We start from the raw sequence: 13,346 nt of genomic DNA, 5'->3' as shown, positions 1-13,346 counted from the left end.
CCCTCAAGCTCCCCCACCCATGGAGGGGCTTCCCCTCCAAACCACCCCTTTGGCGTTGCGCCGAATATTGTCGCGGCCCCTGGTCGGGGCCGCGGGCTCTTCTCTCTCTGACTTCGGATCATGCACCAGCCACTCCGGCGTCAAGGACATCGCGGTCCCCCCAATTTTCAGCCGCCGCCCAAGGGCGTCGTCAGAAAATCGGCTCCCCCGCTCGCCGCCGCTGGCGGTCGCTTCGCGATCCCTGACCCCTCGCGGCTACAGTGCAGGCTCCTTCCGTCAGAGAGCGAAAGGAGACATGACATGAGCAATCACAAGATCATCAGCATCGACGGTGGCAGCGCAGCTTACTGGCGCGAGCGCAAGCACGCCTTCCGCCTCATCCGAGAGGCCGAACTGGCGGCGGAGCGGCTGGCAGATGCGCCGATGTATCTGCATGGCGGCTACGACGAGGACGGCGATGTGATCCCCATCGAAAACCTCGGTCCCCACGATGACATGGAGGACGCGATCCGGGCCATCGAGGCGGACCCGACGGCGGTGAGCATCCTCGTCGCGCAGGGGCGCACGGACATCGGTGGGCACAAGGTCAAGGCAGTGATCGCCGGGTTGGAACCGGACTGGGGCCACATCGAGGACCCGGTGAGCAATCCGCTCTGGGGACCGGATACCGACTGAGTCTGCGACGAGAGGCGGCGAAAGCCGCCTCTCGTCTTTGCTTCGTCGTCAGGAGCCCCGTCGACCGGATCGACCGGCCACCAAGGCTGATAAAAGGGGGGCAAGCCACCCCTCTCAAACTCTCCCCCATGAAGGAAGGGGAAGGCCCCCTCCTTCAAACATCCTCCCCAAGGGAAGGGCTGAAGCCCCTCCCTTGAACCCACCCATGGGAAGGAGGCGACGGCTCCCTCGCCCTCCTTCCCAAACCCATCCTCCTCTCCCTGAACCTGTTGAGCCACATTCCCAGGACGCAATCGGAGTAACCGCTCGGCGACCGAATCAGATGCGAGGCCGTGAGGCCAAGTTTCGCCAGATCAGGCGTTTTCGCGCAAAAACAGATTGGCGGGCCACCACAGAGCGACTAAAATAGTCGTAGTTCTGGAGTGCGTGCAGATCCGAATGGGAGGTGATCATGTATGATCACCGCCCGACAGTCACGGGCCGCGCGTGCGTTGCTGGGTTGGACACAGGAGACGCTCGCTGACAAGGCCCGCGTATCACTTACCGCGCTCAAGCGCCTCGAATCCGAGAACGGACTCGAGGTGTTTGAATCCACGCGCGATGAGGTGCGCCGGGCGCTCGAAGCCGCCGGGATCGTTTTCCTGTCCACCGACAAGGGCGAGGGCGTGCTGCTCCTTCACGAAGGCAGCAACGCGAAACGGTGACGTCACGGCTGCCGTTACGGCCAGTTCTCGTCAAAAAGGATGGCTATCTCCCAACGGAGATGGTTAACAAATGCGTTACCTGCGACGATGAGAAAGTGATGGCACAGGCAATACAAGCATTTCTCGACAAACCGCCATCCGGTGACTCGCTCACATCCTATGATCGCGAGCATATGAAGCTTTATATGCGGCTGCTCGATGCGGAGCGAGACGGTGCCGACTGGCGCGAAGCGGTGCGGATTCTGTTCGGGCTCGATCCCGATAGCGATCCTGCGCATTGCCGCTCGATCCATGACGCCCACCTTGCACGCGCGCGTTGGATGACCGAACAGGGCTATCGCGAACTGGTCCGCGAAAGCCAGCGCAAGACCTGACCGTGATGCGCGCGACGCATCACCCGTTGACCTGCGCCTGACTTCCCCAACTCAACTCGCACGGGAATCCTGAGTCTTACCAATCCCCTAGAGAAGACTCGGGAGACCGCGATGACACCTGACGCATCGACCTGGCGTTCTTCGGTGGAATACGACCGTCTGGATGCGTTGACGGCATCCGACCTGGCATGGGAGTGCCTTCGCCGGAACGAAGCCTATGACGCCGATTTTGAAGCCTCTGTTGCTGGCCGTGGAGACCCCGAACCGCTGACCGAACACATTCGGCAGCGGTGGGGGTTGCGATTTCCCGGTCGATCCACAGGCCGCACCTCCTGCCGCCCCCATCCTCTGGCTGCCGCAAGAGGACACGAGCGCGATCCTCTTGGCCCCAGCTCCGCCAGCATTTGAAGACAGCCTCGGCGATGTCCCGGCCATATGGCGCGTCCACCTGCCGGTGGACGGCACCGACAGCGATTTCCGCTTCGCGCTCGGCAACGGGCAGACGCTCCAGATCCTCGACGATGCTGTCCGCAGCGAAACGATCGCGGTCGCCATCGTTCCGCTCGGTCTCGACGGATTCGATCGGATCGAGGCGATTCGTCGCTTCCTCTCTGCCCTGCATGGCCGCGCCATCCCGCCCGACACGCGCCTGACCCGGCAGCAGCGCGCACGTCTTCGGCGCATGCTGCGGGCCTTCGACGGATACAGAGCCGGCGCCACGCAGCAGGAGATCGCGCAGGTCGTCCTGAAGATCGGCCCGCTCGACCGTGACGAATGGCAGGCGTCCTCGGCCCGCCATGCCGTCAAGGCGCTGTTGCGCGATGCCCGCGCGATGGTCGCCGGCGGCTATCGAAAACTCCTGCGTCATCGCCGCCCACACTAGCGCAACTTCGCACGCCCGATGGTGGGTGATTTCGATACCCCCCAACTTCGCCCTGCAACTCGCCGGTTCTCCTTCGCCACCGTGGTCCTTGCCCGCCGCTGATCCGCAGCGGCCGTCCCAACACCACGGAGGCCCGTTCCATGCCGCACGAACCCGTCATTCTGCCGCCGCGCTTTCTGCGCACCAAGGAAGCCGCCGACTTCCTCAGCCTGTCGGCGCGAACGCTGGAAAAGCACCGCACCTACGGAACCGGCCCCGCATATCGCAAGCTCGGCGGCCGCGTCGTCTATGCCATCGACGATCTCGAAGCCTGGACCGAGCGCGGCGCGGTGACGTCGACCTCCGATCCGCGCGGTTCCATCCTGCCCGCCAAGCGACAGGCCGTTCCGTCCGGCCGACAGGCTGGCCGCTACGCCCGCTGATCGCACCCGGTTTCCTTCATGGCGGTGCGACGTCGACCCTCTTCCGAGCGCGGGCAACTCGACCTGTTCAGGGCGCTTCCCGGCGACTTCGCGCCACGAGACGCGCAGGATCTCATGGCCTATCCCTTCTTTTCCCTCGCCAAGTCGAAGCGCATCGCGCCCATCGACTTCACCGCCGGCAGCGTGACCATCCGGGTCGAGGCCGTTCCCGATCACGGCATGGCCACGATCTGGGATGCCGACATCCTGATCTGGGCCGCCAGCCAGATTGTCGAAGCCCGCGATACCGGGCTTCGCACCTCACGGCTGATGGCTGCCACGCCCTATGAGATCCTCACCTATGTCGGGCGCGGCACGGGCTCACGCGACTACCAGCGCCTGAAAGCGGCCCTCGACCGGCTGCAATCGACCACGATTTCCACCTCGATCCGCCAGCCGGCCGAGGGCCGGCGCCATCGCTTCTCCTGGATCAACGAATGGCAGGAGCGCACCGACCGCAACGGCCGCCCCGACGGCATCGAGATGATCGTGCCGGACTGGTTCTACCAGGCCGTCCTCGACGATGCCCTCGTGCTGACCATCGACCGGACCTATTTCGACCTGACAGGCGGTCTCGACCGCTGGCTCTATCGCCTGGTGCGCAAGCATGGCGGTCGCCAGCGCGATGGCTGGCGCTTCGACTTCCATCATCTCCATCAGAAATCCGGCAGCCTGTCGCCGTTCAAGCGCTTCGCCTTCGAGCTGCGCGACATCATCCGGCGCCAGCCTCTGCCAGGCTACACGCTGTTTCTCGAAGCCGAGATCGGCGGACGCATGCTGCTCGCTTTCGAGCCCACCGCGCCCTGTGGAAAACCTGTGAATGGCCTCGTGCTATCAGGAACCCGGACTATCGTGCTATCGGGAACCCGAGGCACGTGCTATCAGGAACCGAAACCGGCCTTAACCCACGGCAGTCATTCACGAAATCGCGCCCTTAACTTAGAGTCTAACAAAGAGTCTAACCTTGAAGAGCGCGCACGCGATGTGGAAAACCTCATCCGCGACACCGCGAAAAGCCTCAGCATAGCCGGGAAGAAAGGGGGATCTGCCGCATCGTCGGCGTCCCGATCAGCCTTCGCTCAGGACGGGACGTCGGCCGCCGACGATCCTGATACGCCCCGCCTTCCGCTCGATCCGCCGGAGGGCCGGCGATGATCATCGCGCTCCTCAACCAGAAGGGCGGCATCGGCAAGACGACGCTGGCCCTGCATCTCGCCGGTGAGCTGGCGAGCCGGGGCAAGCGCGTCACCCTGATCGATGCCGATCCGCGGGGATCTGCCCTCGACTGGTCGCAGCAGCGCGCGCGTGAGGGCCTGCCACGCGCCTTCGGCACCGTGGGCCTGGCCCGCGACACGCTGCACCGCGAGGCGCCCGAACTCGCCCGCGACGTCGATCACATCGTCATCGACGGGCCGCCGCGTGTCGCCGGCCTCATGCGCTCGGCGCTGCTCGCCGCCGATCTGGTGCTGATCCCGGTGCAGCCCTCACCGTTCGACGGCTGGGCCTCGGCCGAGATGCTGTCCCTCCTTGCGGAGGCCCGCATCTACCGGCCGCAGCTCACCGCCCGTTTCGCGCTCAACCGCTGCGGCGCCCGCACCGTCATCGCCCGCGAGACGGCCGAAACACTGGCCGACCACGATCCACCGATGCTTTCCAGCGCCATCGGCCAGCGCGTCGTCTTCGCCGACGCCGCGCAGTCCGGGCGGCTCGCCAGCGAGATCGACCGCCAATCTCCTGCCGCCCGTGAGATCGCCGCGCTCACCGCCGAGATCGAAGGGCTAGGCATCGGGAGGGCCGCACGATGAGCGTTCTCACCGGCGACTGCCGCGAAGAAATGCCCTGGCACGCACCCTACGACATGATCCTCGCCGATCCGCCCTATGGCGACACTTCGCTCGCCTGGAATCGGCGCGTCGAGGGCTGGGTCGCGCTGGCGCGCGCCGCCCTCGGGACGACTGGCTCGCTCTGGGTCTTCGGCTCGCTGCGCAGCTTCATGGCGACGGCCGACCGCTTCGCCGATGCCGGCTTGCGGATCGCGCAGGAAATCGTCTGGGAGAAGCAGAACGGCACCGGATTTCATGCCGACCGCTTCAAGCGGGTGCATGAGCTGGCCGTCCAGTTTTATCCGGCAGAGACCGCCTGGCGTGACATCTACAACGACGTCCAGACCACGCCCGACGCCACCGCGCGGACGGTTCGCCGCAAGCAACGTCCTCCCCATACCGGCCAGATCGACGCTGGCCGTTATGTCAGCCATGACGGTGGGCCGCGCCTCATGCGGTCGGTCATCTACCTACGCAACTGCCACGGCCGCGCAATCCATCCGACCGAGAAACCGTCGGCGCTGCTGGAAATCCTGATCCGCACGAGTTGCCCGGAAGGCGGGCTGGTCGGCGATTGGTTCGCGGGCTCCGGCGCGGCAGGCGAAGCCTGCCGGCTCTCCGGCCGCCGCTATATCGGCTGCGAGATCGATCCCGACATGGCCGAGCGCGCGCGGGCGCGCATCGCCATGGTGCTGCCGTTTCACGATGGAGGCGCGTCATGACGGCGCGCAACGAGAAGCGTGGCTTCGCTGCCCGCCCGGCCGATCCCGATGGTTGGATCAGGGCCGGTGACGCGCCGCCAGCAGGTGGCGGCGCTGCGACGGCCTACACAGCCCGGCTGACAATCGACATCACGCCAGAGCTTCGCGGGCGGATCAAGATAGCAGCGATCAGGCGCGCCGGCACTGTCACCGACATGCTGCGCGACCTGCTCGCGCGCGAATTCCCCGATACATCAGGAGAGCGCTCATGATCGGCGCCGCAGCTCATGAAGATGACCTGACCCGCGTGGAACTGACGTGGGTGGAAAAGAAGATCGAGTTCTGGATCAGGTTCGGTCAGGAGGTCGGGGAACATATCCTCGACCGCAGCCGCCGCACCGTCTCTTTCCGTCCCGGTGCCGTGTTCGCATTCGTCCGCTGGGCGGCGAATGACTATGGCACCGTCATCTCGCGGATCGACATCGTGCGCGCCGTCGCGCCCGGCTGCGCCTATCAGACGCTGCCCTTCGTGCGTCCCGGCGCGGAAATCCTGCTCAGGATCGATACCTGGCCGAAGGTCGAGGACGTCCTTCGCCATGTCGATGCCATCGAGGCGCTCGGCATCGATCCGGCCGAGGTCGATCCCGATCACTGGCGCCATGTCGCCCACTGGATGAACGCGAGCGAAGCGCCGCGTCCCTATACGGCGGATCGCCACGACGCATGGCTCCGGCGTCGGGAGGTCGGGCAATGACCCGCACCCGCTACGTCATGCTGACGGCGGCCGCGATCGCCACCGTCATCGCCAGCGTCGGTCCGACAGAGCCCAGGCTGGTCTGGAACGCATCGGCCAGCGTGCCGGTCGGCTTCTACACCATCGCGCCGGCGGACCGGCTCGAGGTGCCCGATCTGGTCGCCGTCATGCCGCCCGAATCCGTCGCCGCCTTCATGATCGCGCGCGGTTACGTCGCCCGCGACGTGCCGCTCCTCAAGCACGTTCTCGGCCTGCCCGGACAGCGCCTGTGCCGCGACGGCCGCGCGATCACGGTCGATGCCGTTCCGCTTGGCGAAGCCCGCGACCGCGACAGCCAGGGCCGCGACCTGCCGGTCTGGCAGGGCTGCCGCACCATCGCCGAGGACGAGATCTTCCTGATGAACCTCGACGTCGGCGACAGCCTCGACGGCCGTTATTTCGGCCCGTTCCCCGCCTCGGCGGTAATCGGCCGGGCCATTCCGCTTTTCACCGACGAGGACGGCGAGGGCCGCCTCGTCTGGCGCGCGCCGGAGCGGTGACGGCGCGTCCGCAGCGAAGCGTGCGAACGCTCCGCACCTTCTCCACCGCGTTTGAAGGAGCCTCCAATGGCACTGATCGGTCAATTCACCCGCACCCCGTCCGGCTATTCCGGGCATGTCCGCACCCTTACGCTCGACGTCGAGCTGACCTTCGCTCCCGCCGAGAACGCGGACTCCGAGAAGGCGCCCGCCTATCGCATCCATCTCGGCGACGAAGACGGCCCGGAAGTTGGCGCAGGCTGGAAGCATGTCGGCGAAAGCGCGGGACCGTTCATCTCGGTCCTGCTCGACGATCCCGTTTTCCGGCAGCCGATCCGCGCCCGCCTGTTCCAGTCGGACGACGAAGGCCGCGAATGGGGCCTGCGCTGGAACCGTCCGAAAAAGCGGGACGAGGAGGAGTGATCGTGATCATCTCCTGCACCCGTCCCGCCTCGGGAAGATGCGGCGCCCGTCGCCGCATCACCCTCCTTCTTCTTTCCGGCCTGTTCATCCCGGCCATCGCCCCGTCGCCGGTTCTGGCGCAGACCGCCGTGCCGGATCGTCCTGTCGCCGTGCATCCGCACGCCGCCCATATCGCCGAGGCATCGCAGCGTTTTGGCATCCCGGTGACATGGATCATGGCCGTGATGCGGGCGGAAAGCGCGGGCGATGTGCGTGCGCTGTCGCCGGCGGGTGCGATGGGGCTGATGCAGGTGATGCCCGACACCTGGGCCGGGCTGCGCATCCGTCATTCTCTCGGCCATGATCCCCTTGATCCGCGCGACAATATCCTCGCGGGAACGGCGTATCTGCGCGAGATGTGGGACCGCTACGACAATGTGGCCGCGATGCTCGCGGCCTACAATGCCGGTCCCGGCCGCTACGACGAATACCGCCTTGCGGATCGTCCGCTGCCCGCCGAGACGCGCGCCTATGTCGCTTCGCTTGCGCCCATTCTGCACGGCGAGCGGCCCTCGGGCACCGCTGCCGCTGCTGCCCGGCCGCTCGACTGGCGCGAGGCGTCGATCTTCGTTGCGCGCGAAGATGGGGCTTCCTCCGTCGATCCAGCCTTGCCAGATCGTGCGCCGGACGACGACCCTTCGCTCCTCCCGGCGGCACCGGAATCGCTCACCGCCTTGCAACCCGAGGGCCTCTTCGTCACCCGCAATGCCGGTGAGGACCGGCCATGAGCAGCGGCACCGCAATTCGCATCCCATCGTGCGCTGGCGTGTCATGGAGGGCGCGAGGGGTGGCGGCAGGCACCACGACCGAAGGATGGCAGGATAAAACGGGGCACGGTGTGCTCCGGTTGGGCGGTTGTTTTTGTTCATGTTTTCGGCGCGTTCCGCACCGTGCAGTGCTTTCGCGCGCCGTGCGCATCGCGCCCAACTTCCTGATTTTCCTTCCTGTTTTGCACCGTGCAGGATAGCGTCATGTCCGATGATCGCGAGTTCCGCATCCGTCCGGGACGAATCCGCTCGACCCGCTCGCAGCAAGTCAGGCCCTTCATCGCGCAGGCGCTCGCCGCCGCGAAGAAGGCCGGCGGCGGGGTCTCCCGATCCGGTCGCGTCACCTCCGGCAATCGCTCCCGCTTCGGGCGCGGCCAGCGCGCCAGCGTTCAGGCCAACCGCCTCATCACCTCCCGCACACGCGGCGCCGTCGTCAAGGCGCGCGTCGTCCGTCACATGGCATGGTCGGCGCCACTCGGAACGCATCTCGATTATCTGCGCCGCGACGGTGTGACCCGTGATGGCGAGAAGGCGCGGCTGTTCGGGTCGGAAACGGAGGACGCCGATGGTCGTGCGTTCGCGGAGCGCTGCGGTGATGACCGGCATCATTTCCGGTTCATCGTTTCGCCCGACGATGCGCCGGATATGTCGGACCTGCGATCCTTCACCCGCGATCTTGTCGGGCAGATGGAAAAGGATCTCGGAACGCGCCTCGACTGGGTGGCGGTCGATCACTGGAACACGGCGCATCCGCATGTCCACCTGATCGTGCGCGGCACCCGCGACGACGGGCAGGATCTCGTGATTTCCCGCGACTACATCAAGGAGGGGATGCGGGACCGGGCGCGCGATCTCATCACCCGGGAGCTGGGGCCGCGCACCGATCTCCACATCCGCCGCAGCCTTGAGGCCCAGGTCGAGGCGGAACGCTGGACACAACTCGACCGCCAGCTTGTTCGTGATGGTGGAAAATCCGGTATCGTCGATCTCGCCCCGCTCGCCGACCGTGCGCAGGATGAGTTCCATGCGCTGAAGGTCGGCCGACTTCGTACCCTCGAAATCCTCGGGCTGGCCGGGCAGATCGGCCATTCGCAATGGTCCATCAAACCCGAGGCCGAGACCGTCCTGCGCGAGCTGGGCGAGCGCGGCGACATCATCAAGCGCATGCACCGCGCCCTGACCGAACGCGGCATCGAGCGCGGCTCGGCCAGCTATGTCCTCGCCGGCGAAAGCCTCGACGTTCCCGTCATCGGCCGCCTGGTTGAGCGCGGCCTCGATGACGAGTTGAAGGGCACCGCCTATGCCGTGGTCGATGGCGTCGACGGTCGCACGCATCACATCAGGCTGCCGCATCTGGACGCCGCCGGCGACAGCCCGCCCGGCTCAATCGTCGAGTTGCGGACCTACGAGGATGCGCAGGGTGCTCGGCGCGTTGCACTCGCCGTCCGCTCCGATCTCGATCTCGGCGCACAGGTCGGTGCTACGGGCGCGACCTGGCTCGACCGGCAGGCCACCGCCCGTGATCCGATTGCACTTTCCGACAGCGGCTTCGGCGCCGAGGTCCGTCAGGCTCTGGACGAGCGCGCGGAGCATCTGATCGGGGAGGGCCACGCCGAGCGACAGGGCGGGCGCGTCGTCTTCGCACGCCGGCTGCTCAACACGCTGCGCAGGCGCGAACTCGACAACCTCGCCGAGAAGCTCGCAGCCGACACCGGCATGTCCTTAGACCGCGCCGCCAGTGGCGAATATGTCGCCGGCTCCTATCGCCAGCGCTTCGCACTCGCCTCCGGCCGCTTCGCCATGATTGACGATGGCCTCGGCTTCCAGCTCGTGCCCTGGTCACCCTCTCTCGAAAAGCAGATCGGCCGCCACGTTTCCGGCGTCGCCCGCGACGATGGCGGCGTCGATTGGGACTTCGGGCGCAAGCGCGGCCTCGGCCTCTGACATCAACCGGAAAGGATCATCGCCATGTCCGCTACGAAAATCCTCTGGGGACAGATCACCATCGTCTTCCTCATCATCCTCGCGACCACCTGGGGCGCGACACAATATGTCGCCTGGAGCCTCGGCTATCAGGGACAACTTGGCCCTCCATGGTTCGAGCTGTTCGGAACGCCGATCTACTACCCGCCGGCGATCTTCTGGTGGTGGTATTTCTATGAAGCCTATGCGTCGCCGATCTTCGCAAAGGGCGGCATCATTGCGGCCTCGGGCGGCTTCATCGCTATCGCGGTCGCCATCGGCATGTCGGTTTGGCGAGCGCGCGAGGCCAAGAACGTCGCCACCTATGGATCGGCACGATGGGCGGAAAAGCCAGAGGTCAAGGCTGCATGCCTGCTTGATCCCGATGGTGTCGTCCTCGGCCGGTATGATCGCGAGTATCTGCGCCACGATGGACCGGAGCATGTGCTTTGCTTTGCCCCGACACGTTCGGGCAAGGGTGTCGGCCTGGTGGTGCCGACCCTGTTGACCTGGCCGGGTTCGGCGGTGGTCCACGACATCAAGGGCGAAAATTGGCAGCTCACCTCGGGGTTCCGATCACACCATGGCCGGGTGCTGCTCTTTGACCCGACCAACCCCAAATCCTCAGCCTACAATCCGTTGCTCGAGGTGCGCCGCGGCGAGTGGGAGGTGCGCGACGTCCAGAACATCGCTGACATTCTTGTCGATCCCGAGGGCAGCCTCGACAAACGCAACCATTGGGAAAAAACCAGCCATTCGCTCCTCGTCGGCGCCATCCTTCATGTCCTCTATGCCGAAACCGACAAGACGCTGGCGGGCGTCGCCAAGTTTCTGTCCGACCCCAAGCGCCCTGTTGATTCCACATTGCGCGCCATGATGAAGACCGCGCATCTGGGGGAGGCGGGGCCACATCCGGTTGTGGCTAGCGCCGCGCGAGAGTTGCGCAACAAATCCGAAAACGAGCGGTCGGGCGTGTTGTCGACGGCGATGTCGTTTCTCGGCCTCTATCGCGATCCCGTCGTGGCCGAGGTCACGCGCCGCTCCGACTGGCGGATCAGCGATATTGTCGGCGGCGAGCAGCCGACCACGCTCTACCTCGTCGTGCCTCCCTCCGACATCAACCGCACCAAGCCGCTGATGCGGCTGCTTCTGAACCAGGTCGGTCGGCGCCTGACCGAGGACTTGCAGGCGAATGTCGGGCGCCATCGGTTGCTCTTGATGCTCGACGAGTTTCCGGCGCTGGGCAGGCTCGATTTCTTCGAGACGGCATTGGCCTTCATGGCGGGCTACGGTCTTAAAAGCTTTTTGATCGCGCAGAGCCTCAACCAGATCGAGAAAGCCTACGGGCCGAACAACTCGATCCTCGACAACTGCCATGTCAGGGTGAGCTTTGCGACCAATGATGAAAGAACTGCGAAAAGGGTCAGTGACGCGCTCGGGACTGCTACCGAGATGCGTGCCATGAAAAACTACGCCGGGCACCGGCTGTCGCCCTGGTTGGGCCACCTGATGGTTTCGCGCTCGGAAACCGCCCGCCAGTTGCTGACGCCGGGTGAGATCATGCAGCTTCCGCCGAATGAGGAGATCGTCATGGTGGCGGGTATCCCGCCAATCCGGGCGACGAAGGCGCGCTATTACGAGGACGCCCGGTTTCGCGAGCGCGTTCTGTCACCACCTGAACTGAAAGGCCCCGAAGGAACCCGGCCCGACGACTGGACCACACTTCCGATCCCAGCGCGCCCGGAACCCTCGGAGGACCACGAGGACCACATGGGGGATGATGACGATACGACCGAATCCGAACGTCGATTGCAGCCCGAACTCAGCCGCGTGAAGTCGGTCGAGAAGAAAAAGCCCATCGAGAACGAGTTCGACTTCGACCAACCCGATGAGGCCGACGAAGAGGCTGCCCAGAACCGGCGGATGATCCGGCAGGTGCAGGGAATCGCCCGGCAGGTCGCCATGGACCCGAACGACGGTATGGATTTGTAGGACCATGACGCAACGCAAGAAGAAGGCGAAGGTTACGATCTATCTCGATCCTGACATCACCGAAGCGCTGGCCGACTTCGCAGCACGCCGGGATCGCTCGCAATCCATGATCGCCGAGGCGGCCATCGCATCCTTCCTGTCGCCGGACGATGCCGAACGCCGCGAAGCGATCGTCGCCAAACGCCTCGACCAGATCGACCGCCGCATGACGCGGGTGGAACGTGACGTCGGTATCGCTGTCGAGAGCCTCGCGGTGTTCATCCGCTTCTGGCTGATGACGACGCCTGCCTTGCCCGAGCCGGCGGCAAAGGCGGCAAAGGCCAAATCTGCCGCGCGATACGAGGCGTTCATCACGGCGCTCGGTCGGCGTCTCGCACAGGGGCCGAAGCTGCGGCAGAAGATATCGGAGGACGTAGCGGGATCGGATAGCTGACTTGGTGCATATAGTCATGAAGTCAGCCTCAGGCACATGTTGAAGATGAACTTCCTCCAGAGGTTTGATGCCGCAAACGATGGACATTCCCGTGACCAGTGCCTATCTTGCCTAAATGTTCTCGCGCCTCGTCGCCATGCTTGCCGTACTCGCGATCGCCGTCATGACGACGGTGACTGTTGGGCACGCGGCGCGTCTGAGCGCGAATCCGGATCACGCCATGCATGTCAGCAAGACGATGCAGGTCGATGCCGGTCATGCAGAACCCTGCGACGGTGAACGGCACTGCGGATCAGGTGACGTCGCGAGCTGTGAGATACTTTGCGCCGGTGTATCGGTCTTCCTGACCTCGCCAAGCGAAGGGTCTGGCAGCAATTTTGCGCCTGTCAGCCATGACTTGTCGGCTGCTGAAAATGTCGCCAGTCGGGCACCTGGACTGAACGAGCGTCCTCCCAAGCTCCGTCTCCTCTGATCGCGCGTCCGGGCCCAGGCCCGCGGCGTCCTGTCGGTGTTGATGAACGGGACCAGCTGTCCCGAGGAGACGACCATGAATACTCTTTCACGACGCGGCTTTCTTACCGCTGGCGAAGCCATGTTGGGCTATGCGCAGCTCCCTCGCATCGCGACAGCGCAGGGTGCTGCCTCGCTCTCAGGCGCGAGGCGCGACACGGTCTATGTGCCACCGATGTCGATGGTTGATGTCGCGCTCGACGCCAGCGAGCGGCGCTGGATGCTGCATTGCCACCACATGCCGCATCTCGAAACCGTCAAGATGACCGAATCCGCAGCCAGCGCATAGTCGGGCGATGACCGAGGACAAGACGCCGAGGAGGCGTA

The 13,346-nt window shown here is 65.2% G+C and carries 18 protein-coding genes and 1 pseudogene; 18 read left to right on the top strand and 1 reads right to left on the bottom strand.

Translation table 11 applies throughout. The features are described 5' to 3' along the window. The first annotated feature begins 300 nt into the window (after nucleotides 1-300). The 17 genes from XINFAN_RS01040 (at nucleotide 301) to XINFAN_RS00960 (ending at nucleotide 12,509) form a co-directional block, all read left to right on the top strand. The gene (locus XINFAN_RS01040; protein WP_094463140.1) at nucleotides 301-675 is read left to right on the top strand and encodes a hypothetical protein; all 375 of its coding nucleotides are present in this window, start codon (nucleotides 301-303) and stop codon (nucleotides 673-675) included. Between the two features lie 455 nt (nucleotides 676-1,130). After that, the gene (locus XINFAN_RS01035) at nucleotides 1,131-1,379 is read left to right on the top strand and encodes a helix-turn-helix domain-containing protein (RefSeq protein WP_094463139.1); all 249 of its coding nucleotides are present in this window, start codon (nucleotides 1,131-1,133) and stop codon (nucleotides 1,377-1,379) included. Nucleotides 1,380-1,477: 98 nt separating this feature from the next. Next, the gene (locus XINFAN_RS01030; protein ID WP_094463138.1) at nucleotides 1,478-1,753 is read left to right on the top strand and encodes a DNA -binding domain-containing protein; all 276 of its coding nucleotides are present in this window, start codon (nucleotides 1,478-1,480) and stop codon (nucleotides 1,751-1,753) included. 111 nt (nucleotides 1,754-1,864) lie between these two features. After that, nucleotides 1,865-2,161: a transcriptional regulator domain-containing protein gene (locus tag XINFAN_RS22145; protein ID WP_094463137.1), complete on the top strand. Its 297-nt coding sequence runs from the start codon at nucleotides 1,865-1,867 to the stop codon at nucleotides 2,159-2,161. Between the two features lie 46 nt (nucleotides 2,162-2,207). Beyond that, on the top strand, nucleotides 2,208-2,636 hold the full coding sequence (locus XINFAN_RS01020; RefSeq protein WP_233352084.1) for a DUF2285 domain-containing protein: 429 nt from the start codon (nucleotides 2,208-2,210) through the stop codon (nucleotides 2,634-2,636). A gap of 140 nt (nucleotides 2,637-2,776) precedes the next feature. Continuing rightward, entirely contained in the window at nucleotides 2,777-3,058 is a 282-nt protein-coding gene (locus XINFAN_RS01015; RefSeq protein ID WP_094463135.1) for a helix-turn-helix transcriptional regulator, read from the top strand. Between the two features lie 114 nt (nucleotides 3,059-3,172). Further along, the gene (locus XINFAN_RS01010; protein WP_435530836.1) at nucleotides 3,173-4,252 is read left to right on the top strand and encodes a replication initiator protein A; all 1,080 of its coding nucleotides are present in this window, start codon (nucleotides 3,173-3,175) and stop codon (nucleotides 4,250-4,252) included. Next, the gene (gene parA / locus XINFAN_RS01005; protein WP_094463133.1) at nucleotides 4,249-4,902 is read left to right on the top strand and encodes a ParA family partition ATPase; all 654 of its coding nucleotides are present in this window, start codon (nucleotides 4,249-4,251) and stop codon (nucleotides 4,900-4,902) included. The genes XINFAN_RS01010 and parA overlap by 4 nt, the downstream gene beginning before the upstream one ends. Next, nucleotides 4,899-5,642, top strand: a complete 744-nt coding sequence (locus XINFAN_RS01000) for a DNA-methyltransferase (protein ID WP_094463132.1) — start codon at nucleotides 4,899-4,901, stop codon at nucleotides 5,640-5,642. The genes parA and XINFAN_RS01000 overlap by 4 nt, the downstream gene beginning before the upstream one ends. Continuing rightward, nucleotides 5,639-5,893 (top strand): hypothetical protein, encoded by a 255-nt coding sequence (locus tag XINFAN_RS00995; RefSeq protein WP_094463131.1) that lies wholly within the window; start codon nucleotides 5,639-5,641, stop codon nucleotides 5,891-5,893. The genes XINFAN_RS01000 and XINFAN_RS00995 overlap by 4 nt, the downstream gene beginning before the upstream one ends. Next, entirely contained in the window at nucleotides 5,890-6,375 is a 486-nt protein-coding gene (locus XINFAN_RS00990; RefSeq protein ID WP_094463130.1) for a DUF2840 domain-containing protein, read from the top strand. Before XINFAN_RS00995 ends, XINFAN_RS00990 begins: the two co-directional genes overlap by 4 nt. Next, nucleotides 6,372-6,914, top strand: a complete 543-nt coding sequence (locus tag XINFAN_RS00985; RefSeq protein ID WP_094463129.1) for a S26 family signal peptidase — start codon at nucleotides 6,372-6,374, stop codon at nucleotides 6,912-6,914. The genes XINFAN_RS00990 and XINFAN_RS00985 overlap by 4 nt, the downstream gene beginning before the upstream one ends. A 66-nt stretch (nucleotides 6,915-6,980) precedes the next feature. After that, the gene (locus XINFAN_RS00980) at nucleotides 6,981-7,316 is read left to right on the top strand and encodes a DUF736 domain-containing protein (RefSeq protein ID WP_094463128.1); all 336 of its coding nucleotides are present in this window, start codon (nucleotides 6,981-6,983) and stop codon (nucleotides 7,314-7,316) included. Between the two features lie 2 nt (nucleotides 7,317-7,318). Continuing rightward, complete coding sequence (locus tag XINFAN_RS00975) at nucleotides 7,319-8,083, top strand: lytic transglycosylase domain-containing protein (RefSeq protein WP_094463176.1); 765 nt, start codon at nucleotides 7,319-7,321, stop codon at nucleotides 8,081-8,083. A gap of 243 nt (nucleotides 8,084-8,326) precedes the next feature. Further along, complete coding sequence (locus tag XINFAN_RS00970) at nucleotides 8,327-10,066, top strand: relaxase/mobilization nuclease domain-containing protein (protein ID WP_094463127.1); 1,740 nt, start codon at nucleotides 8,327-8,329, stop codon at nucleotides 10,064-10,066. A gap of 24 nt (nucleotides 10,067-10,090) precedes the next feature. Then, entirely contained in the window at nucleotides 10,091-12,076 is a 1,986-nt protein-coding gene (locus XINFAN_RS00965; protein WP_094463126.1) for a conjugal transfer protein TraG, read from the top strand. 4 nt (nucleotides 12,077-12,080) lie between these two features. Continuing rightward, nucleotides 12,081-12,509, top strand: a complete 429-nt coding sequence (locus tag XINFAN_RS00960) for a ribbon-helix-helix domain-containing protein (RefSeq protein WP_124084659.1) — start codon at nucleotides 12,081-12,083, stop codon at nucleotides 12,507-12,509. A gap of 28 nt (nucleotides 12,510-12,537) precedes the next feature. Here XINFAN_RS00960 and XINFAN_RS00955 read toward each other — a convergent pair whose 3' ends face one another. Beyond that, nucleotides 12,538-12,768: a hypothetical protein gene (locus tag XINFAN_RS00955; RefSeq protein ID WP_124084658.1), complete on the bottom strand. Its 231-nt coding sequence runs from the start codon at nucleotides 12,766-12,768 to the stop codon at nucleotides 12,538-12,540. Nucleotides 12,769-13,155: 387 nt separating this feature from the next. Between XINFAN_RS00955 and XINFAN_RS00950 the strand changes: the two are divergent. Continuing rightward, a pseudogene (locus tag XINFAN_RS00950) lies at nucleotides 13,156-13,308 on the top strand (multicopper oxidase domain-containing protein); the annotation flags it as partial. Nucleotides 13,309-13,346 lie beyond the last annotated feature (38 nt).

The sequence above is a fragment of the Pseudogemmobacter humi genome, assembly GCF_900609055.1.
Taxonomy (GTDB): domain Bacteria; phylum Pseudomonadota; class Alphaproteobacteria; order Rhodobacterales; family Rhodobacteraceae; genus Pseudogemmobacter; species Pseudogemmobacter humi.
Note: the sequence above shows the minus strand (reverse complement) of the source record. Positions and strands in the feature narration are given on the sequence as shown.

Excerpts from the sequence above, each read along its gene's own strand:
- XINFAN_RS01040 (WP_094463140.1), top strand. The coding sequence starts at position 301 with ATGAGCAATCACAAGATCATCAGCATCGACGGTGGCAGCGCAGCTTAC.
- XINFAN_RS01035 (WP_094463139.1), top strand. The coding sequence starts at position 1,131 with ATGATCACCGCCCGACAGTCACGGGCCGCGCGTGCGTTGCTGGGTTGG.
- XINFAN_RS01030 (WP_094463138.1), top strand. The coding sequence starts at position 1,478 with ATGGCACAGGCAATACAAGCATTTCTCGACAAACCGCCATCCGGTGAC.
- XINFAN_RS22145 (WP_094463137.1), top strand. The coding sequence starts at position 1,865 with ATGACACCTGACGCATCGACCTGGCGTTCTTCGGTGGAATACGACCGT.
- XINFAN_RS01015 (WP_094463135.1), top strand. The coding sequence starts at position 2,777 with ATGCCGCACGAACCCGTCATTCTGCCGCCGCGCTTTCTGCGCACCAAG.
- XINFAN_RS01010 (WP_435530836.1), top strand. The coding sequence starts at position 3,173 with ATGGCCTATCCCTTCTTTTCCCTCGCCAAGTCGAAGCGCATCGCGCCC.
- parA (WP_094463133.1), top strand. The coding sequence starts at position 4,249 with ATGATCATCGCGCTCCTCAACCAGAAGGGCGGCATCGGCAAGACGACG.
- XINFAN_RS01000 (WP_094463132.1), top strand. The coding sequence starts at position 4,899 with ATGAGCGTTCTCACCGGCGACTGCCGCGAAGAAATGCCCTGGCACGCA.
- XINFAN_RS00995 (WP_094463131.1), top strand. The coding sequence starts at position 5,639 with ATGACGGCGCGCAACGAGAAGCGTGGCTTCGCTGCCCGCCCGGCCGAT.
- XINFAN_RS00990 (WP_094463130.1), top strand. The coding sequence starts at position 5,890 with ATGATCGGCGCCGCAGCTCATGAAGATGACCTGACCCGCGTGGAACTG.
- XINFAN_RS00985 (WP_094463129.1), top strand. The coding sequence starts at position 6,372 with ATGACCCGCACCCGCTACGTCATGCTGACGGCGGCCGCGATCGCCACC.
- XINFAN_RS00980 (WP_094463128.1), top strand. The coding sequence starts at position 6,981 with ATGGCACTGATCGGTCAATTCACCCGCACCCCGTCCGGCTATTCCGGG.
- XINFAN_RS00970 (WP_094463127.1), top strand. The coding sequence starts at position 8,327 with ATGTCCGATGATCGCGAGTTCCGCATCCGTCCGGGACGAATCCGCTCG.
- XINFAN_RS00965 (WP_094463126.1), top strand. The coding sequence starts at position 10,091 with ATGTCCGCTACGAAAATCCTCTGGGGACAGATCACCATCGTCTTCCTC.
- XINFAN_RS00960 (WP_124084659.1), top strand. The coding sequence starts at position 12,081 with ATGACGCAACGCAAGAAGAAGGCGAAGGTTACGATCTATCTCGATCCT.
- XINFAN_RS00955 (WP_124084658.1), bottom strand. The coding sequence starts at position 12,768 with ATGACCGGCATCGACCTGCATCGTCTTGCTGACATGCATGGCGTGATC.